At 64.2% G+C, this 17887-nt stretch carries 24 protein-coding genes; 3 read left to right on the top strand and 21 right to left on the bottom strand.

Annotated features, from left to right (window positions below; genetic code table 11):
- Window position 1 precedes the first annotated feature (1 nt).
- The 4 genes from KV394_RS02060 to KV394_RS02075 form a co-directional block, all read right to left on the bottom strand.
- Window positions 2-340 carry an ArsR/SmtB family transcription factor gene (locus KV394_RS02060; protein ID WP_136034744.1) on the bottom strand — a complete coding sequence of 113 codons (339 nt, stop codon included), beginning with the start codon at window positions 338-340 and terminating at the stop codon, window positions 2-4.
- A gap of 32 nt (window positions 341-372) precedes the next feature.
- Window positions 373-1305, bottom strand: coding sequence for an aminoglycoside phosphotransferase family protein (locus KV394_RS02065; protein WP_247982173.1), 933 nt, complete (start codon window positions 1303-1305; stop codon window positions 373-375).
- A gap of 153 nt (window positions 1306-1458) precedes the next feature.
- Window positions 1459-1743, bottom strand: coding sequence for a DUF1905 domain-containing protein (locus tag KV394_RS02070; protein WP_136044462.1), 285 nt, complete (start codon window positions 1741-1743; stop codon window positions 1459-1461).
- Window positions 1744-1760: 17 nt separating this feature from the next.
- Window positions 1761-2141, bottom strand: a complete 381-nt coding sequence (locus tag KV394_RS02075) for a DUF1761 family protein (RefSeq protein WP_136034719.1) — start codon at window positions 2139-2141, stop codon at window positions 1761-1763.
- Between the two features lie 75 nt (window positions 2142-2216).
- On the opposite strand from KV394_RS02075, the gene KV394_RS02080 reads away from it, so the two are divergent.
- Window positions 2217-2834, top strand: coding sequence for a TetR/AcrR family transcriptional regulator (locus KV394_RS02080; RefSeq protein WP_136035218.1), 618 nt, complete (start codon window positions 2217-2219; stop codon window positions 2832-2834).
- Window positions 2835-3085: 251 nt separating this feature from the next.
- Here the strand turns inward: KV394_RS02080 and KV394_RS02085 are convergent, their stop codons facing one another.
- The 3 genes from KV394_RS02085 to KV394_RS02095 all read right to left on the bottom strand — a co-directional run bounded on the left by KV394_RS02085 (window position 3086) and on the right by KV394_RS02095 (window position 6101).
- Window positions 3086-3481 (bottom strand): helix-turn-helix transcriptional regulator, encoded by a 396-nt coding sequence (locus tag KV394_RS02085; protein ID WP_247982174.1) that lies wholly within the window; start codon window positions 3479-3481, stop codon window positions 3086-3088.
- A 62-nt stretch (window positions 3482-3543) separates the two neighbouring features.
- On the bottom strand, window positions 3544-4716 hold the full coding sequence (locus KV394_RS02090; protein ID WP_247982175.1) for a tyrosine-type recombinase/integrase: 1173 nt from the start codon (window positions 4714-4716) through the stop codon (window positions 3544-3546).
- A gap of 98 nt (window positions 4717-4814) precedes the next feature.
- A complete protein-coding gene (locus KV394_RS02095; RefSeq protein WP_247982176.1) occupies window positions 4815-6101 on the bottom strand; it encodes a hypothetical protein in 1287 nt (428 codons plus the stop codon).
- 57 nt (window positions 6102-6158) lie between these two features.
- Between KV394_RS02095 and KV394_RS02100 the strand changes: the two genes are divergently transcribed.
- A complete protein-coding gene (locus tag KV394_RS02100) occupies window positions 6159-6563 on the top strand; it encodes a hypothetical protein (protein ID WP_247982177.1) in 405 nt (134 codons plus the stop codon).
- A 162-nt stretch (window positions 6564-6725) separates the two neighbouring features.
- On the opposite strand, the gene KV394_RS02105 is transcribed toward KV394_RS02100, so the two are convergent.
- The 7 genes from KV394_RS02105 to KV394_RS02135 all read right to left on the bottom strand — a co-directional run bounded on the left by KV394_RS02105 (window position 6726) and on the right by KV394_RS02135 (window position 13293).
- A complete protein-coding gene (locus tag KV394_RS02105; RefSeq protein WP_247982178.1) occupies window positions 6726-7826 on the bottom strand; it encodes a fatty acid desaturase family protein in 1101 nt (366 codons plus the stop codon).
- A gap of 24 nt (window positions 7827-7850) precedes the next feature.
- A complete protein-coding gene (locus tag KV394_RS02110; RefSeq protein ID WP_247982179.1) occupies window positions 7851-8357 on the bottom strand; it encodes a hypothetical protein in 507 nt (168 codons plus the stop codon).
- A 243-nt stretch (window positions 8358-8600) separates the two neighbouring features.
- A complete protein-coding gene (locus KV394_RS02115) occupies window positions 8601-10244 on the bottom strand; it encodes a hypothetical protein (RefSeq protein ID WP_247982180.1) in 1644 nt (547 codons plus the stop codon).
- A gap of 80 nt (window positions 10245-10324) precedes the next feature.
- The gene (locus KV394_RS02120; RefSeq protein WP_247982181.1) at window positions 10325-12556 is read right to left on the bottom strand and encodes a tape measure protein; all 2232 of its coding nucleotides are present in this window, start codon (window positions 12554-12556) and stop codon (window positions 10325-10327) included.
- Between the two features lie 89 nt (window positions 12557-12645).
- Window positions 12646-12876 (bottom strand): hypothetical protein, encoded by a 231-nt coding sequence (locus tag KV394_RS02125; protein ID WP_247982182.1) that lies wholly within the window; start codon window positions 12874-12876, stop codon window positions 12646-12648.
- The gene (locus tag KV394_RS02130; protein WP_247982183.1) at window positions 12869-13030 is read right to left on the bottom strand and encodes a hypothetical protein; all 162 of its coding nucleotides are present in this window, start codon (window positions 13028-13030) and stop codon (window positions 12869-12871) included. The genes KV394_RS02125 and KV394_RS02130 overlap by 8 nt, the downstream gene beginning before the upstream one ends.
- A gap of 101 nt (window positions 13031-13131) precedes the next feature.
- A complete protein-coding gene (locus KV394_RS02135) occupies window positions 13132-13293 on the bottom strand; it encodes a hypothetical protein (protein WP_247982184.1) in 162 nt (53 codons plus the stop codon).
- Between the two features lie 307 nt (window positions 13294-13600).
- Here KV394_RS02135 and KV394_RS02140 point away from each other — a divergent pair, with 307 nt between their 5' ends.
- Window positions 13601-13777 carry a hypothetical protein gene (locus tag KV394_RS02140; RefSeq protein WP_247982185.1) on the top strand — a complete coding sequence of 59 codons (177 nt, stop codon included), beginning with the start codon at window positions 13601-13603 and terminating at the stop codon, window positions 13775-13777.
- A gap of 168 nt (window positions 13778-13945) precedes the next feature.
- Here KV394_RS02140 and KV394_RS02145 read toward each other — a convergent pair whose 3' ends face one another.
- The 7 genes from KV394_RS02145 to KV394_RS02175 all read right to left on the bottom strand — a co-directional run bounded on the left by KV394_RS02145 (window position 13946) and on the right by KV394_RS02175 (window position 17776).
- Window positions 13946-14209 carry a hypothetical protein gene (locus KV394_RS02145; RefSeq protein WP_247982186.1) on the bottom strand — a complete coding sequence of 88 codons (264 nt, stop codon included), beginning with the start codon at window positions 14207-14209 and terminating at the stop codon, window positions 13946-13948.
- Window positions 14206-14757: a hypothetical protein gene (locus KV394_RS02150; protein WP_247982187.1), complete on the bottom strand. Its 552-nt coding sequence runs from the start codon at window positions 14755-14757 to the stop codon at window positions 14206-14208. Before KV394_RS02150 ends, KV394_RS02145 begins: the two co-directional genes overlap by 4 nt.
- Window positions 14758-15293: 536 nt before the next feature.
- A complete protein-coding gene (locus KV394_RS02155; protein ID WP_247982188.1) occupies window positions 15294-16088 on the bottom strand; it encodes a helix-turn-helix domain-containing protein in 795 nt (264 codons plus the stop codon).
- Window positions 16089-16288: 200 nt separating this feature from the next.
- Window positions 16289-16717 (bottom strand): Lsr2 family DNA-binding protein, encoded by a 429-nt coding sequence (locus KV394_RS02160; RefSeq protein WP_247982189.1) that lies wholly within the window; start codon window positions 16715-16717, stop codon window positions 16289-16291.
- Complete coding sequence (locus tag KV394_RS02165) at window positions 16714-17019, bottom strand: hypothetical protein (RefSeq protein ID WP_247982190.1); 306 nt, start codon at window positions 17017-17019, stop codon at window positions 16714-16716. Before KV394_RS02165 ends, KV394_RS02160 begins: the two co-directional genes overlap by 4 nt.
- A complete protein-coding gene (locus tag KV394_RS02170; RefSeq protein WP_247982191.1) occupies window positions 17019-17510 on the bottom strand; it encodes a hypothetical protein in 492 nt (163 codons plus the stop codon). The genes KV394_RS02165 and KV394_RS02170 overlap by 1 nt, the downstream gene beginning before the upstream one ends.
- Window positions 17511-17578: 68 nt before the next feature.
- Entirely contained in the window at window positions 17579-17776 is a 198-nt protein-coding gene (locus tag KV394_RS02175) for a helix-turn-helix transcriptional regulator (protein ID WP_247982192.1), read from the bottom strand.
- Between the last annotated feature and the right edge of the window lie 111 nt (window positions 17777-17887).

Genomic DNA, 17887 nt, shown 5'->3' on the forward strand with positions numbered 1-17887 from the left:
GTCAGTGCTCCTTCGGGGCGGTGCGGGCGAGGTGGATGCCCAGCCGGTCGGCGCTGTGCTCGGCCGGTGTGCGCTGCTGGCCGAGCCAGAGGTGGAGCACGTCGAGGCCGCCGGGGCGCAGAGTGACCGTGCGGACCCTGCCCTGCTTCTCCGACGTGATCACCCCCGCGGCCTCCAGGACTCCGAGGTGCTGCAGCAGCGAGGGCAGCGTCATCGTGAACGGCGCCGCGAGCTCCGAGACGATGGCGGGCGATGAGGCGAGCCTCTCGACGATCGCCCGGCGCGTAGGGTCCGCGAGGGCGCGGAGCACGGCGTCGAGGTCGTCGGGATACTTAGGCATATACCTAAGTATTGGGCGGGGTGCCTCTCCCGTCAAGACCCTTCGCCGACGCCGACAGAGGCGAGCGCCTCGTCCACGACCTTCGCCGGGACACCGATGGCGGTGTGGCCGTCTTCGATGTCCCACAGCGTGTTCTGCAGCAGCCGCGCGCGCGTCCACGCGGCGGCACGGCGACGATCCAGGTCGAGCATCTCGGTCAGGATGTCGAAGCGGCGGCGCACGAGACGCCCGGCGTCGGCCGCCCCACCGGCACTCCACCGGCTGTCCAGGGCGGGCCAGAGGTCGAATCCGGGATCGCCCACGAGCGGCTCGGGGTCGATCGCCAGCCACGGTGCACGGTCGGCGGCGAGCACGTTGCCGTCGTGCAGGTCCCAGTGCAGGAGGCGATCTCCGGGCTCGGGCTGCACCTCCGCGACGGTGCGCACCCACCGGTCGAGCCGCGTGCGGTCGTCGCCGTCGAGCACCCGCGCCGCGGCCGGCGCCGCCTCGATCATCTCCGCCGCGACCACCCCGAGGCGCGGAAGCCCGTCGGGGGCGGGTACGCGCTGCAGCTGCCGCAGCAGGTCGCCGATGACCCGGACGACCTCGTCGTCGTCGTCGATCGCGGCGAGCGGTCGCTCGCCATCCAGGCGCTCGAGCAGCATGGCACCCCGGGTTTCGTCGCTGTCCAGAAGGCGGACGGCACCCCGTCCGTCCCAGCGGGTGAGACCGAGGATCGCCGCCGTGGTCTCGGCACGCGGCACCTGCAGCTTCAGCGCGGCCGGGGCGCCCTCCTCGTCGCGCACCGGCACGACGAGGCCCGCCTCCCCCGCCCGCACCTCGCCGTCGGGTCGCAGCGCCCACCGCTGGAAGAGCTCGCGCGCGACCGAGGGGACGGCGCTCACCCACTCCCTGGTCGCGGCGTCGCCGGACTCGAACCGCTCGCGGATCGGACGCGGAAGAGCGAGTCGGTCCTCGTTGGTCATGCTCGCCAGTCCATCACAGTGCGGTCGGCACGTCGCGTCGATCCCGGTCCGCGGGCCCCTGGGCCTCCTCCGGGATCCGTCGCCGCACCACGACCCTCGCGACGACGAGCGCGACGCCGAGGATGCCCGCGATCGCGAGGGCTCCGACCGCGGTCAGTTCAGGCGCTCGGTCAGGTGCACCGTGACACTGTCGCCGTCGGTCTTGCCGATGCGCCGGCGGACGGCGGCCGCGACGGGGAGCTTGTGCGTGCCGTCGCCGAGGGCCATGAACGCGCCGCGGAAGGGTTCGCCGTCGACCGTTCCCGCGACCTTCACCAGGCCGCGCGTTCCGAAGACCGTCGCCGAGTCGGGCAGTTGCACGCACGTCCAGGTGTCGCCGTCGCGGACCTTGCCGAGCGTCGCGGTGAAGGTGATGTCGAGCGGAGTGCTGTTCGTCATGGTCGCTCCTGTGCAGTTCAGAGGAAGAGCCCGACGATGGCGCCGGTGAGCACGAGCTTCACGACCCAGTCGAGCAGGTGGACACCGGCCGCGGGCACGGCCGTGTTCTCGTGGATCACGCCGCCCGAGAGCAGGGTGAGGGGAAGCACGGAGAGCGCGAGCCCGAGCAGCGCTCCGGCTCCGGCGCCGTGCCACCCCGCGGTCGCCATGAGCCCGGCGATCAGCCCGGCGGCGAGCAGGCTGCGGACGACGACCGTGAGCATCTGCACGGCGACGGGGAGCCCGGGGCGCGGGGTGCTGGTCCGTGCGATCAGCGTCGAGACCGCGGGGATGGCGTAGAGCGCGGCGCTGGCGAGGAACGAGGCCACCGTGGCGAGGGCGATGCCGAGGACGATCATGAGCGGCTCCTTTAGTACCGATTGGTACGAAACTACGCTCGGCATAGAGAACTGTCAAGTACTAAAGTGGGCGGTATGACCTCGCGCGCCTCCGGCCCCGGCCGCCCGCCCGGACTCACCGGCGACGCCCTCCTCGCCACCGCGCGCGACGTGTTCCTGGAGCACGGGTACGCCGGGGCGTCCATGGAGGAGGTCGCCCGACGGGCCCGCATCTCCAAGGCCTCGCTCTACCGCGACCACTCCTCCAAGACCGAGCTGTACACCGCGGTCGTGCGGCAGTGGGCGGCCGCGGGCCGCGACGCGATGCGCCCGGCGCTCGAACGGCTCGCCGCCGACGACGATGTGCGCCGCGGCCTCACCGAGCTCGCGGAGACCATGCGCGCGGGGATCCTGAGCGAGCCCGTGCTGCGGATGCGACGCCTCGTGATCGCCGAGGCCCCGGCCCACCCCGAGGTCGCGCGGCTCTACCTCGAGGAGAGCTGGAACCGGAACATCCAGAACCTCGCCGACACGCTCGCGCAGCTCCCCGTCGACCGCGGGCTGCAGATCGACGATGCGCACGCCGCGGCCTCCGAGTTCACGTGGCTCGTGATCGGGCCCGCCCTGAACGCGCAACTGCTGGGCGTCGACGAGACGGGCGGCCCGGTGCCCCGTGCGGTGGACGCGTTCCTCGCCCGCTACGGACGGCCCTGACCCGCGCCGTCGGCGTCACCCGGACAGGACGAAGGCCCCGCATCCCCATGTTTCCAGGGGAGTCGGGGCCTTCGTGGTGGCGGTGACGGTGGGATTTGAACCCAAGTGCACACGCAGGGAACCCTGCCGCCGTGGGCCGACTTCGCTGATTTGACGCGGATCTAGCAGCTTTCAGAATACGCCTGGCTCACCAGAAATCTCGTGCGGTTGTGTCCATGAATGTGTCCACGCCTGGGTGTCGTCCTCGAAAGTTACTTTCGCCTGGCCCGTGCGCGGGACGGTTGAGCCCAAGCGTCCCGATTGAACACGCGGGCCACTTCGGACTGGTCCGCCGTTTCACTGTGGATTCTCTGTCCCAAGCATGCTGACTCGACGATGTTGTAGGGAGTGATGCCGAGAAGATCGGCGATCTTTTCGAGCTCGCCTTGCTTGAACTCGTAGGCTCCGCTGAGCCGACCCGCGATCGTCGGTCGGCTTACTCCAAGCGCTTCGGCGAGCTCTGAGCGATTCTTGCCCGCACGAGCGCACTCGGCTCGAACTGCCGCACCGATGCTCTTTGCCGAAAGCGAGTATGCGGCGGGTACGCCCCGAGCAGCCGCCAACTCCTCACGGACGATCTCACGAACGACGCTCTCGAACTCACCCATGCTTCGCACCTCCTTAGTCAGGAGAGACGATACTCAGAAGTCGTGTCCGCATGTACTGACATTCAAGCGAGGAGATCTTCGACGCCAGTCATCGCTCGGGAGAGGCGGTCGAGGTGTGCGGGGCTCTTGTAGGAGCGTGTCATGGCGCGCGTTGAGTGTCCGACGAGCTCGACGATCAGCTCTTCGGGAACGTCCGCGGCGTAGAGAAGGTCAACTGCGGCATGTCTCAGGTCGTGCAGCCTGACGTGCCGGTCTTCTCCGAGAAGCTCCCGTTGCACGGCCGGCCACAGCCGGGTCTCCATGTTCGGGTCAATGGGCCTGCCCTTGCGGGTGAAAACGAGCCCCCAGGGGTTGGGCTCCATGGTGGACAGGTGGTCTTCCATCATGTCCCGTAGTGGGTTGATCAGCGGGACTGTGCGCCAGCCTGCTCTTGATTTGGGCCTAGTGAGGAAGAACCCGCCGTAGAGGTGCCGGTAGTCGAAGTCGGGCGGGGCGATCGGTAGACCGTTCTCGCCGCGTCTTAACGTCTGCATCTGCCAACTGATGTCGAGGTGCGCACCGACGCGACCTACCTCGAGTCCGACGACCTCCCCGCGGCGCGCTCCCGTCAGGATGTACGTCATCCACTTGAGCCCGTCTGGGCGCGTCCTCAGCGCGTCGATGAGGTACCGGAGTTCTTGTGTGGTGGGAACGTCGAGTTTCGGGCGGGCTGGTCGAGGCTGTTCGACTAGGCGAACGGGATTGCGTTCGATCTCTTCTTCGCGCACGGCCACGTCGAAGGCGCGCGCGGCGACCACATGCGCGTTGCGAACCGTGGTTGGGGAGCACTCGTCCCGCATCCAACGGTGCATGCGGCGAACGTCGGCGGCTCTGATGGCTGCGAGCGGCGTGCCTGCGCCGAGTGCGGGGATGATCCTCGTCTTGGCGATGGACCGGTATCCGTCGGCAGTCTTGGGTCGGAGGTGCGGGTAGACGCACTCGGCAAGCCAGTAGTCGAACCACTCGCCAACTGTTGTGCCGCTACCCGATGGATAGGATTCCAACGAGGGCAGGTCAGTCCCGCCACGCGCTTGCTCGAATGCCCGCAGATGAGCAAGTACGACTTCGCGCTTCTTGGAACGGTAGCTCTTCCGCCTACGTTTCCCGTTCACACTTGGGAGCGGGAGAACCACGGTCCAGTATCCCTTCTGGTCTCGGAAGATCGTCCCAGTTCCCTGTGCTCGCCGCTTCGCCATGCATGGACACTACGAGCGCCGATGACTTCGCGCTAGCGTGCGCTTGGCGGCGAGGAAGGGCGCGCCAAGTCACTGCTGAGCATGACGGAGAGTGTGGTTCAGGACTCCGCGAGCAGTAGGGCACCCCAAACATCGTCCGTGGTGAGGAGAACAACCTTGTCCTGTGAGCAGAAGCCAAAGTAGCCGTCTTGCCACCGCAATGGCATGTTGACGCGCGCTCCGCAGTCGGGGCACAAGCTTTTGGGCCTAGACCCGCTGCGGAAGACATCTTGCGCATCTTCTTTTCGCCATGGCTCGCTCGCGAGCTTGGAGGATGGGGCGTCCGGATCGATCTCGTTGGCCGAAAAACAGTTGGCGCAGATTACTGTCCGCTCACCCTTGCCGTTCTTCGAGATTGACAGCACGTATCCGCAGCTTTCGCACTTGGTCGACCAGCGGGTGCTAGTCGGTGTTACAGCGTCCGGAACCGCGGTTGCTCCGCGTCGTCGTGTGAAAGAGTCGCCGGCCGCATTCCGGTGCGCGTTGAAGCCCTCGCCACATAGGGCGCATGTGACGGAAGCGGTGTCTCCCGGATTCACGCCCAACATCGCCCGCTGAGTTGCATCGCAGTATGGGCAGGTAACCTGAGTCTCCGAGACCGCGCGTACGTTGGTCGCCCCTGCACCTTCAAGCCCGACGCGCACCGTCTCGATCTTTTGCCTCACGGTAGCAAGCGAGTCTTGGTCCGTCGTACCCGTCTGGGTTCGCGCGCTCAGATCTCGTGCGAGATCATCGAGTGTTGACGCCGTATCAAGTAGGTATGCGGGATCGAACTTGCTCTTTCGGATGACGGCGATCTCTCCAACTTGCCCATAGATCATTCGGTTGGACTGCGAGATTAGCTCGAAGCCAGTGTCGTTCGAGATCAGACCGGAATCGACTTTCTCGACCGCCTGTGCGATCTGTCCAGCAGCTTGGCCAAGCACGCGGCTCAGGTTTCCAAGCTTCTCGTCAACTTCGGCCTGAGCGGTCTTAAGCGCGCTTTCTGCGTCGCGGCGTGTGTCGCTCTCGTGCTGGAACAGTTGATGCTCGGCGAGTATCCGGGATGCCATCCAGGAGAGCAAGACACCTCCGAATGCGAGTAACACGCCGCCGCAGATCGTTAGCCCCGCGTCGGGCTCATCTCCGGTCGCGCCGTTCACTTGCAGCGCCACCCCGGCAACGATCATCACGATCCCTGCCAGCAGCTCCACCAGGCTCGACCGAATCGCGGCAGAGTATGAGAACTTAGTTACATCTCCGCCGTCTTGACCCGTTCTTGTCATGCGCTTACTATAAGTGGAGGCGAGAGCATTTTGCCCGCCGAAACCCAGCTGCGGCCCGCCATCGTTGCGGGCCGTTTGCATGCGTGGAATCTAGTCGTAGTAGCGGTGGACGTGCCACCCGTCCTCACCCTTGAAAGTGTGGCCGGACTCGCCACGATTGAGTGGGTCGCCGAAGACCGACATCTCGCGCACGATTGCCACCAGAACGCAACCCCCGATCGCAACCAAGATCACGCACCTAGCCTCGAAGCGAGCGAGCGGACAGCACGCACCAGCACCGAGGTGACCATGACGCAAAGCACGACGATCAGGTTCGACGACGAGACCTACACGCTTCCACCAGGTAGCGATCTGGCGGACCTCATGGAGCGAATCGAGAGCGCCACCCACAGCGATGCCGCGTTCGTGACATTCGCGACCGCAGGGAACCTGGTCAGCGTGCTCGTCGGCTCCCACACCAGGGTCACGGTCTGCGTCGACCCGACCGCCGAGACGGGAGCTATGGGGATACTGCCCGACGACTGGGCGGACTGGAGCCTGTAGACCGAGACCCTTCACAGGAGAAGGGCTCTCACGCGGCGGGCGAATCGCAACCGCGGGGCAAGAGCCCCTCAACCGGAGCCTTCACAAGGGTTCTCCCCAGAGTCCCGAGCTGCGCTCTGCTGGCAACACTACCCGCAATCAGGTCAGCCCATAACCCACACCTCACGCGACGTGAGCAGTTGATCCGATCGAGGCTCTCGCCTCGACGAGGGGGCAGGCGAAGGCGTCCCTGTCGCCTAGCCCGACGCGGTTGATGTAGGCAACAACGATGGCGTATGACCGAAACAGGCTTACCCGGGTGTAGGGCACTCCTTGTGCGCGACAGTAGTCCTCGATGATGGGCGCTGCGCGACGGAGATGAGGGCGGGGCATGGAGGGAAAAAGATGATGCTCGATCTGATAGTTCAATCCCCCCATCGCGGTATCGAGCAGCCTGCTACCGCGAACGTTCCGACTCATCATCACCTGGCGACGAAGAAAGTCGAGCCTCAGATCGCGTGGCACCACCGGCATGCCCTTGTGGTTCGGCGCGAACGACACGCCCATGTAGAAGCCGAATAGCCCGAGTTGCACGACGAGGAATGTGAAAGCGATCCCCGGCGAAAGAACCAAGAAGACAACGACCAGATAGCCACCGATACGGACCGCGAGGAACACGATCTCCACCCATCGACGATCCAGGTGCCCTCGAGTGAACACCCGACGGACTCCAGACGCGTGAAGGGAAACTCCCTCCAGAAGAAGGATTGGGAAGAAGAACCACCCTTGATGTGCGCGCAGCCACCGCAACGGCCCACGCTGGAACTTCTTGGCGCTTTCGTCGGTGACGGCGATGACCGGAAGCTCGATGTCCGGGTCGACACCGAGCTTGTTTGGATTGCCGTGGTGCCTGGTGTGCTTGTGCTGCCACCAGCCGTAGCTCATGCCGACAAGCAAGTCACCGAGGATGAGACTCACCCAGTCGTTCCACCGGCCTGAGACGAAGATCTGCCGGTGCGCCGCGTCATGACCCAGGAACGCGATCTGAGTGAAAAGGACCGCGAATCCTGCGGCCACGAACAGCTGCCACCAGGTGTCTCCCAACCACACGAAGAGAAAGAGACCCAGGGCGACCGCAAGAGGGGCCGCGACCAACTTGGTCCAGTAGTACCCGTATCGTCGGCGGAGAAGGCCAGCGTCACGCACCTGCTGCGCGAGGGCCGTGAACGAACTCGCGGCACGGTCGCGCGGGCGAGCTCGGATGATTGAAGCGGCGTCATCCATGATGACCTCCCAGCGGTGGAGCCCCTACTTCAGGGGTGCCCCACCCTCCTCTTCCCAGTCGCTCGCCCGGGATGCGTCGTCGCTGTACGCGGTGTGGGCTCCCGCGGCGAACACCACCGACTCGGCGAGCGATGCCACGAGCGCGACTCGTTCATGCTCGCGCGCCGAGGCCTTTTCGAGCCCCAGCGCGGACACGAGTCGTTCCGCGACGAGACGCCGGTTGATTTCTACCAACCGTTCCGCGATGACTGCGGCAAGGCCGTCTCGCAACTCGGGCAGATTGGTGTTGGCGATCTCCAGTCGGCGATCAGAGACTTTCAGCTCCACCGTCGGATATCCACGGGCGGAAAGAAAATCGCGCATCGGCACCCCGTGGATGGCGGCGACTTCGTCGCGATCGGCCTGACGCGTGAACACCGCTTCGACGGTGTAGCGGTCCGGGGCATCATCCGTCATGAGCGTCGCCGGCAGCGAACTGACCATGACCGCTCTGAGCCCCAGCGGCTCTACGTTCTTCAATTGTGCGTTCATCTTCAAACGGTACGCCCCGAAGATGTGCGCGCACACAGCTTCGCGCGCGGCACGGCAGCCGCACCTGACCGTGAACGTCCCTCCGCCGGGGGACAGCGGAGGGACGTTCAGTACGGAGAGTCCACCCCGCCAGGAGTGATCTCGGTCTCTCAGCGCGACCATCCTGCCCTGCTGCACTGAGCGGGGGCTATAGGGCCACGTTCGCATCACCCGGGCGATTCTTACGCTTGTCGCCGACTGCTCTTACAGGTTGCCCTCAGAGACCACTGACGCGGATGTGGTGGACATTAGCTCCCAGGTGGTCGCGCCGTCGCTGCCGGTCTGACCAACAGCGGTCGGGTTCGGTTCGGTTGCTCCGGTCGTGCCTGCGGTCATGTACCTGATGACGCGACCGTCTGCAAGCTTCCACCATGCGCCGGCGGTCACAGCAGTCGAAGCAGACCACGCGGCGGCGGACAGGGCCCCATTGGCGATTTGTACCCAACCGCGGGCTACCCCAACACTCGGAGCGGAGTTGCCCCACCGCATCCCCCGTCGGAACACACCTTTGGCGGGCGATGCTGCCACTAGATAGGTGTTGCCGTCGCCCCACGCGTTCGAATGAGACAGTGCGTACTCCGCCACCGGGACCGCGGTCATCGAGCTGTCTGAGCCCGGTGCACGAACGATCGGGAGCGTCCATCCGGCTGCCTGACCGGCCAGCGTTCCGTCCCCGAGTTCGACGGGACGGGAGTGGACACCCTTCGCGTTGATCATCACCGAGCCGACTCGCCCGGAGCCGACCCCGCGGATCGTCACTTCCGGAACCGCGGTGCTCAGACCGGTCGCATGGTTCGTCTCGATGTTGACGCTGCCGATCTCGCAGAGGCCATCGACCCACAATCCGAGCGCCCACGACTGAACCCCAGCCTTCAATCGCGCCTCGATCCGCCCGATCGACACGTCCTCGCACCGCTCCACCCCGGAGAAGCTAACAGCTCGGTCGCTTCCTGACGAGCGGAGGTCGGCGCCAATCAACTGGTTCCCAGCGATGCCTTTCGCACTGAGGAAGGAGACCAGACCCGCGCTGTCGACGGCCGTGAGCGAATCGAACGTGAGGCTGTCCTGGAACTTGAAGATGTATGCGTGGCCGCTGACGTTCCGGACGGTCTGCCACCGGCCAATTGTGCCCTGGCCCGCACGGTGCCCTGATGCGGCGGAGCAGTAGATCGCGTGGGTGGGATTCACGCCACCCGAGTCGTCGAGATCGTCATGTACGTAAGCGTCGCCCCAGTCGAATCCAGTCTGCTTCACGTAGAGCAACCCGAAGTCATACCGGGTGAACTCCACGTACCCGATGCGGTTGCCGACACCGGTGCGGTCGGTCTGACTAATGCCATCCCACGACGAGAAGAAGATCGGTGTGGGCATCCCGTCCGTGCGCAGGTACTCGATGAAGTTGCGATCACCGTTCGACCAGTCACCGCATCCAGAACAGTAGGGCGCCGATCCGCGGATGGTAGCCCCTGTGTGGTTGCCACGCACACCGACGTACTTGACCATCCCGATCCGATACCGGTGGCCGTCCGCGCCACCATTCGACCGCAGCGCTAGAAACGCCGGGGTGCCCCAGTTCGACACCTGAAACTCCACGCCCATCGCATCGATCGTCAAGTTGTTCGACTTCAACGCAAACCCGCCAGCAGGCACAGCGACCGGGCTCATCGACGGGGGAAAGTACAGGGTCGCACCAGTAGGTGCCGCGTCGATGGCGGCCTGAACGGTGGGGTAACGCGACACGTTTATGACAAGTTCGTCCGCGCTCGTGAAGTCGCCGGCGAGCGCGAGGCGCACTGGTGCTGGGAGACGGTAATCCGCGTCGTCGACGGCTACAAGACGATTGACCATAGGTTTCTCCTTCGATGAGATTTCTGAGATTGAGACGGGGAGCCCGCGTGGTCGCGCGGGCTCCCCGTATGAGTCGTGACTTACTGCCGCCGGCCTCCTCGGGTCGCGAAAGCTCGACGATCGTCGTAGGCGCCGATGCGGCGATCCGCGGCGGACTCGACTTCCGCGAGCAGGTAGTCAGCCGTGAACGGGTTCTGAACGTAGATGTCACCAGGGGCGACAGCCCCCTGGATGCTGGCGAGTGTGGTGAAGTTCGAGAAGGACAGTTCGGGCCGGAACCGCTCGGCACCCAACGCGAACTGCTCCATCAGCGACTCACCACCGTCGAACACGGCAGTCCATCCCTGGCCTGAGAACGGCCCACGCTTGGCCGGCGAATGCGGGAAGAAGCCGGACGCCCATTCAAGGACGCCACCGATCGCGTCACCAACCGCACCAACCATCGAGTTGATCCCATCGATGAACCCGCGGATCAACGCACGACCCGAGCTCACCAACCATGAACCAACACCGGAGAACAGGCTTTGGATGCTGCGGGGGAAGTTCGCGAAAATCCCCACAACCGTCGACACACCACCACTGAACACAGACGTCAACGTCGACCAGATGCTAGACGCCGTGGTCGAGATGTTCCGATACGCACCAGTCAGCACCGCAGTGATCTGACCGAACGTCGCCCTCCACACCCCATCAATCCACGTCAAAGCCGCGTAAACCTGCTCCGCAGCCTCATACACGCTCCGCCACAGGTCACCCACAGGCCCGATGACCGAATACAACGTGGCCACGAAGTCGTCGAACGTTGTATCCCCAGCAAAGGCGGTCTGCAACGCGGTGAAGATCGTCAACCAATCAGCGATCCCCTGAGCAATCGCAGCAACGATCGGAATCAAGAACGACAAAAGCTCCGTGAATACGGGGAGCACTCCGATAACCAAGTCGATCAGCGGCGGCAAGAGGGGCAGCAGCGAAATCAGCAGTTCCGACAGCGGCGGAAGGAGTTGCGAGATCGCGTCGACCAGAGTCTCCGAGATCAACGGGACAACCTCTGCGAGTTGGTCACCGAGCTCCGCGAACACACTCGCCACCACCGGGCCGATCGTCGTCCCCAGCTCCTGCAACACAGCACCCAGCGGTTTGAAAGTCTCCCCGAGACCCAGGAGCGCCGACTGCAACGCGTCTGACTCGATGACCATGCCCGCGAGCAACCCAATGACAGCACCCACGGGACCGGAGATCGCCGGTAGAAAGCGGCCGATGATCGGCAGAGCCGACAGGAGCGGCGCCATCGCGCCGGCAAGCGTGGCGAGAATGGGGGTCAACCCTTCCATGCCCGCGAACGTCCCCTTGAGTTCGGAGAACCCAGCTACAACACGATCGAGAGTGCTCAGCACGGAGTCAGAGAACTGGAAGTCGATTCCATCGAGCGTCACTTGCAGCTTCTCAACGACCGGCTGCACCCGGGACGTGATCCCATCAGCGATCGTGGTCAGCTCACCAAAGAAGTCCTTCGCCAGCCCGAGAACCGGGCCCGCAAAAGCCTCCCCGAGACGGCTCAGCGCAGCGCCAAGGTTGGCAAGCGAACCACGCGTCGTCTCGCCGGAGGCCAGCGCGGCGCCGCCGATGTTGTCCTCGATGACCTTCCGGAACGTGGCAGCGTCGACCTCACCGCGCGACACCATCTTCTGCAACTCGTCGGCAGTAACCCCGTACTCGTCCGCCAACCACTGCAAGATCGGGATACCCCGCTCAGTGAGCCGGTTCAGGTTCTCCATCCCCGCGTAACCCTTAGAGGTCACCTGGTTGATGATCGAGCCCATTTCCTCCATGGAGGTGCCGGCGATCGTCGCAGCATCCGCGGTCAGCCGCAGATACCGCTCGAGCTCCTGACCCGGCTTGATGCCAGCAGCAACAGCAGACGCGGCCGTCGTAGCAGCAGCATCCAGGCCGAACGCCGTCCCCTTCACCGACGCCAAAGCGTCCTTCATGATTGCTTCGACCGCCTGGGTGTCGTGCCCCAAGCCCTTAAGCTTCGCCGTCGCGTCCTCAATGTTCAGGGCGCGCGAGATACCCCCGCCGAGGGCAATCGCACCGACGGTGCCGGCTAGCAGCCCCACACCGCCGACTACCTTCCCCACACCGCTCCGCAACGAGGCGAAGAAGCCCGTGGAACGCTTCTCAGCACCCGAAAACGCCTGCTGCGCCTCCTTGTCAACCGCCTTCGAAAACCCGGCCCCAGACGGGAGCAGGCTCACATAGGCGACACCAATTTCCTGTGCCACAACGGCACCCCCAAACAGCCCGAAGGCCACGCAGAGGGTTAGGCGACATCCCCTGTTGAATTAGGAAGGGCGCCCCGACCAGTGAGGTCGAGACGCCCTGTTCGGCTCAATCGCCGCTACTACTTCGATTCCTGCAGGAATGTGCGAAGGACGCCCTGGACAGCCAGCCGGTGCCGCTTATCCCGCGCCACGATCGAATCGATCGTGGCCGCCATCACCCCCGGCAACAGCGCAAGCACACGAGCAAACCGATCCAACGGGATCTCCCTCTGTAGAACCGACTCACGCTCAGACGGGTCCGCCAGGATCACCATCGCCGACACCCGCCGCGCCAAATCCAGGTCATCCACGCGCATCACCACCCAGCCGACGCGCCAACCTATCGACCGGATGCTCCGGCGACGACGGCTTCACCAGACCCTTCACGAACACGACCAACAGGCCGATGATCACGATCGACACCGCAATCGCACCGATCCAACTAACGATTTCCCAAGGGTTCATCGCTCCAACTCCTTCTCATCAAAGACTTACGGGGCGGGTAGTCCCTCCCGCCCCCTTCGCGGCCCTCCCTGGAGGTGTAGGGCCTTTTCACACACGGAGGATCAGAGGCCGCCGTGCAGCATCTCCCAATTCGGATCGAACGGCGCATCCGGCACGGGATGAGCCTCGTTCTCCTCCAAGTGACGTGCATAGTCGCCACCCGGCCAGCCATGCTCGAGCGCATACCGTTCCCGCCGCGCAACCCAGTCGGCGCGCTTATCCATCCAGCGTCGGTGTGCCGCGATGCGAAGCGGGTACGGCATAGACGGGTCATCCGGTCGCGCTGCCATCAGGCCCTCCGGACCGAGCAGCTCCGCAATCGACGGATCTCGATCAGCGAGCTTCTTCCTCCTCACTTGCCGCCACCCCACGGCGGAGCGCTCTTGCGCTTCACGACGCGCTCCGAAGCGGATACACGCCCCTCACGGGCCGGGACGCAGGCAGGTCGTCCTCCTCAAGGCCCGGAACCTTGAGCGTCGCCAGCAGGCGGGCGAGAGCAAGTTGCTGCTGCCGAACTTCGACAATCGCCGGATGAAGGCGATCACCCTGAGAGGACTTGATCATCACCCCATCTGTCGCAACACGAGCGCGAAGAACCTCGATCGTGTCTCGCACACGACAGGCCTGCTCAAGCTGCGCCCGCTCATGCTCAGCCAGATCGAATTGCTCGTCGATCGACTTCCACAACTTCCGGCCCGGGCCGCCTAGGCCTCTCGGCATACCAGCCATAACAACACCTTCTTTCACTACAAATTGCCCCGAAAGGGGCCCATCGTTTGGGCGTTCGGGGAGAGAACGGCCCTATACCTCTGGGGTGGCCTTGGGTGGGGGCGGGAGGGGGAGGTGGCCTGGGTTGATGCTGGCCACCTCCCTCGCTCACCAGATGCGTGCTTGGCGCGGCTGCTGGGTTCGGTTGAGGATGTGCTTTGGCTTGGCGTTGGGCACGTTCTCCTCGGTGAACTCACCTGTGATGGTGATGCTGATCGGTGTGCTGGGTGTGACGGCGATTAGGGTGTCGTTGTCGGGCGATAGCCACCCGCCTCGACCCGTCGCGGTCCGCATGGCTGCTTCCCCCAGCTCCCGGGCTTCATCATCGGGGAGCGTGTAGCTGTGTTCCCCGATGCGTACGGTGCCGGTCACAGGTCGCTGATGTAGTAGGACATCTGCCGGGAGAGGACTTGGTTGATGTCGTCCCGGAATCGGGTCAGGTCCCGGATGTCGCGAAGGGCTTCCCCGGCGCTGGGGTATGCCTCCGCGGCTTTGTCGATCGCTTCCGTCCAGCCCATTTCGTTGGCTCGTCGGATGATGGCGTATGCCAGTGGGCGGTCGTTGGAGCGGATTGCGCGCTTGATTGCACGCACGGCGTCTTCCTGCTCGTGGAGGTTGTCGGCCCGTTCTTCGGCGTCGCGGATGGCGATGAGGTCTGCACCGCTGTCTCCGAGTCGGGTGTGCAGGGACTGCTCGAGGGAGTCGAGCTTCTTCGCGATTGCGGCGTCTTCCTGCTGGCTCAGCTTCGCGAGCTCGGCCTTTACGCTCGCCCGGGATTCGTCGAGTACTTGCTTCTTGCCGGCTGCGCTGAGGTTCGGGTTCGTCTTGACTGCTTCCCTGTCGTTCTGGAAGAGGCGGATCTGTGCGCTTGCGGCTTCGCGGAGCGCGTTGACCTCGTTGCTGAACTGGTCGAGTGCCATGGTTGTTCTCCTAGTTGTTCTGATTGGTTGCAGCATCCGCGATGTCTGTTGCGATGCGGATTGCGTCTGATGTTGGGATGACGAGTTTGGGTAGTCGGCCGATCATGATGGCGATCCCGGGTAGTCGTGTTCCGTCTGGTGTGACGAGAACTGCTTCCCTGATGGACGCGGACGCGCCGTCTGAGATGTTCTGTTGGTAGCGGTGAGGACTCGAGTAGAAGCGAGTCACGGGTGGTCCTTGGGGGCGTATAGGCCCTCTGCGACACGTTGCATACCCTCGGGTAGGTAGAGTCCGGATTCGGTGCGTGTGAGTCCGGTCGGGTCGTGGAGTCCGGGTGTCGGCTCATCCTTGGTGTTGTCGGTCATCGTGCGCTCCTTTCAGTTGTTGTCGTGGTTGGATCGCTGCACTTTCGGGTAGACGGTGCAGTGCGCTTCGTGTTGCTCCTGGCGTACCCATGCGCCTGAGCCGGTGCGCCACCAACGAACCCAGGGCCAGCAGGTGTCGCAGGTTGCGGGCATGATGCTGACGGGTCGGTTCATGCGGCTTCTCCGGTCAGGACGTTGTCGGGGATCATTCCGCCATCTGCCCATTTCTTTCCGCGCTCGGTTAGTTCCGCGTAGGCGGGCGTCCCGAACTCCGGACCGGTGTAGTCGTCGTTCCTGCCGACGTTCGAGTAGAAGCGGCCGATGAGCTCGCGAGCGTCGTCTGAGCTAAGGACGCGCCACTCGGCTTGAGTGCGGTCGCTTGGCGTGTTGCCTGTGAGGTGTATGTAGAGGTCGGAGAGAAGCCACCATTGCGCTTCTGTTATCCCCAGGTTGCTGAACTCGAATGCGTCGTTTTCGACGCTAAGAGTCTTCTTAATTGGATCTTCTTGTAATGGTTCTTCTTCCCCAGTCACTGTGACACCACCCCACCGGTCACCCTGAAAGGGGGGTACCGTCACCGTGGAACCACCCCAGTCACTGTGACTGCCATTCGAAACGTCATCGTGCGGTTCGGGCGGCAAGTTATCCACAGGGTCGTCCTCGATGAACTTGACCGGCGGCCGCTTCGGCAACGCAACCTGATAGAGGTTCGAGTCGTTCCGTGAATCGCCGATCATCCGCCGCGTCACAGTGACGAGACCCTTATCGACCAAGCGCTTGCGGGTGCGGCGAACCGTGCTCTCCGACATCCGCGCGTCCTTGGCCAGCAGGCTCACGCTCGGGAAGCAGATCCCCTTCGAGTTCGCGCGGCTCAACATCGCGATGTAAAGGAGCAATTCGTTGCCGTCGAGGTCACTCTCCCTGATCAGCCAGTGCGGGAGCTTCGTGAACAGATCGGTCATCATCACCTCCCTTCGCCCGCTGCCGGCTCACTGCGTTCCGCTCACGTGCTTCGTGGAACTCCCTCATGCGTCTCTGGAACGCGCTCTCCTTCTTCTGATTCGTCATGTCGTCCCCTTCCCCAGGGTCTGTGTTCAGTTGAAACGGACGGTGCCCCTCATCGCTCACGACGAGGGGCACCGGATGTAGGGCACGAGGCGGTCGGTCAGGCAGCAGAGTTCCGCATCCAGCCCTGGACGAGGAGTGCTTCGGCTGCCTCTCGGACGGAGGGAGAACCGCCGACATGCTGGGCGATCGTGGCCGCGAGCTCGTCGCGGAGCCTCAACCACTCGGCTAGCGACCGAGGCTCGCAGGTGGAGACGCTTGTCACAACCTGTTCCGCATGCGCTTCCGGCTCGGGTGCTTCGAAGCTCAACTCGCCGGTGCGGATCAGCTCGGCTTCCACCATGTCGTCGGCCAGGGCGAAGAGATCCGGACGCGCATTGCGTGCCTGCAGCTCGACGTCGGGATTCGCCTCGAGGTAGCACTCGCGCACGTGACGCGAGATGTTCCCCGTCTCGGAGACTCGGATGCCGTTCTTGCGCGCCCAGGCTCGAACTGCGACAGGATTCGGCTTAACCTCGAGCGCGGTCACTTCTCCCGCTCCTTCATGCCCGCAACCTCGGCGGCGAACAGTGGGTCCTCCGTCAGGGTGGCGTGGAAGTGGCGGAAGTCCCTCTTGAGCTCGCAGAGCATGATCTCGACGTCATCGAATGCCTCGTCGATCTCAGGCAAAGTCGCGATCCACTCAGACCAATCCGGCATCCAGTTGACGTGCGGTTCGCCCTCAAGGTCGACGGCGAAAAGCATCCCGTGCCCGACCTCACGGGTGTGATACGTCGGGTCATCTGCGTGCTGCTGAGGATCGGTCTCGCACCACGCGTAACGGCAGGCCATCAGATGTCCAGCCTCTGCAACTCGGCGTCGACCTGAGCGGGCCGCCGCAACAACTTCGGCTCTGCTCGCAACAACAACGCTGCGGCAACGAGGTCTTCTGCCACGTCCATCGCCCAACGAGCGACGTCCGGGTCTTGGTCCGCACGCAGTTCGTCGCGGATGTAGATGTTCGGGATGCCGTTGTCGTACAGCTCGACGCGGCCGTCCGGGTGGAGGCGTCCCCCGCCGTAGAGCTCAACGTCCCGGATGGTCCGAGAGAAGGAGAAGACAGTTCCCTCCACCTCGTCTTCGATGTCCAGGAACTCGAGCTCCTCCGTCCACGCGGGCGCCGCGGCTGACACCTCCGGGTGCACCCGGAGATAGGCGGCCGAGTACTCGTCCCAGCCGGGATCGCGGCGGGTGGGGGGCGGAGTTGCCGCTGTACTCTCCGCCCCCACTTCCAACAAGGTGCGGTTGGCGCGCGGATCTGCGATACTGGGGCTACTAGTCATTTCGAATCTCCTTCATTTGACTACTTGGCTCAGATCCGGTTGCCGCCGGTCTGGGCCTTCTTTTTGGTTCAGGCGGGTACACGCGTATCAGTGCGCGTGTACTGGTTTTCATTGAGGTACGCCTGGCAGTCAGCGAGGCGGTATCGAACGAACTTCCCGACCTTCACGAACCGCGGACCCTGACCGAGATAGCGGTCATTGGCGAGACGCTGCGTGGAGGTCTTGAACCACTTGGCGACCTCTTCTGGCGTAAGCAGTTCATCCATGTCTTCTCCCTTCGTGTGCTTCAAGTAGGGCTGCGCCGGCTGGCGAGCCCGAAGTCTGTATGTGTGACGGTCATGCCGTCGATTGAGTTCTCAATGTGCTTGTCGTCCCGG

The organism is Microbacterium sufflavum, from assembly GCF_023101165.1.
GTDB lineage: Bacteria > Actinomycetota > Actinomycetes > Actinomycetales > Microbacteriaceae > Microbacterium > Microbacterium sufflavum.

Coding starts and splice junctions, on each gene's coding strand:
- KV394_RS02060 (WP_136034744.1), bottom strand. CDS start 340: ATGCCTAAGTATCCCGACGACCTCGACGCCGTGCTCCGCGCCCTCGCG.
- KV394_RS02065 (WP_247982173.1), bottom strand. CDS start 1,305: ATGACCAACGAGGACCGACTCGCTCTTCCGCGTCCGATCCGCGAGCGG.
- KV394_RS02070 (WP_136044462.1), bottom strand. CDS start 1,743: ATGACGAACAGCACTCCGCTCGACATCACCTTCACCGCGACGCTCGGC.
- KV394_RS02075 (WP_136034719.1), bottom strand. CDS start 2,141: ATGATCGTCCTCGGCATCGCCCTCGCCACGGTGGCCTCGTTCCTCGCC.
- KV394_RS02080 (WP_136035218.1), top strand. CDS start 2,217: ATGACCTCGCGCGCCTCCGGCCCCGGCCGCCCGCCCGGACTCACCGGC.
- KV394_RS02085 (WP_247982174.1), bottom strand. CDS start 3,481: ATGGGTGAGTTCGAGAGCGTCGTTCGTGAGATCGTCCGTGAGGAGTTG.
- KV394_RS02090 (WP_247982175.1), bottom strand. CDS start 4,716: ATGGCGAAGCGGCGAGCACAGGGAACTGGGACGATCTTCCGAGACCAG.
- KV394_RS02095 (WP_247982176.1), bottom strand. CDS start 6,101: ATGCAAACGGCCCGCAACGATGGCGGGCCGCAGCTGGGTTTCGGCGGG.
- KV394_RS02105 (WP_247982178.1), bottom strand. CDS start 7,826: ATGGATGACGCCGCTTCAATCATCCGAGCTCGCCCGCGCGACCGTGCC.
- KV394_RS02110 (WP_247982179.1), bottom strand. CDS start 8,357: ATGAACGCACAATTGAAGAACGTAGAGCCGCTGGGGCTCAGAGCGGTC.
- KV394_RS02115 (WP_247982180.1), bottom strand. CDS start 10,244: ATGGTCAATCGTCTTGTAGCCGTCGACGACGCGGATTACCGTCTCCCA.
- KV394_RS02130 (WP_247982183.1), bottom strand. CDS start 13,030: ATGAACCCTTGGGAAATCGTTAGTTGGATCGGTGCGATTGCGGTGTCG.
- KV394_RS02135 (WP_247982184.1), bottom strand. CDS start 13,293: ATGGATAAGCGCGCCGACTGGGTTGCGCGGCGGGAACGGTATGCGCTC.
- KV394_RS02140 (WP_247982185.1), top strand. CDS start 13,601: ATGAAGGCGATCACCCTGAGAGGACTTGATCATCACCCCATCTGTCGC.
- KV394_RS02150 (WP_247982187.1), bottom strand. CDS start 14,757: ATGGCACTCGACCAGTTCAGCAACGAGGTCAACGCGCTCCGCGAAGCC.
- KV394_RS02155 (WP_247982188.1), bottom strand. CDS start 16,088: ATGATGACCGATCTGTTCACGAAGCTCCCGCACTGGCTGATCAGGGAG.
- KV394_RS02165 (WP_247982190.1), bottom strand. CDS start 17,019: ATGGCCTGCCGTTACGCGTGGTGCGAGACCGATCCTCAGCAGCACGCA.
- KV394_RS02170 (WP_247982191.1), bottom strand. CDS start 17,510: ATGACTAGTAGCCCCAGTATCGCAGATCCGCGCGCCAACCGCACCTTG.
- KV394_RS02175 (WP_247982192.1), bottom strand. CDS start 17,776: ATGGATGAACTGCTTACGCCAGAAGAGGTCGCCAAGTGGTTCAAGACC.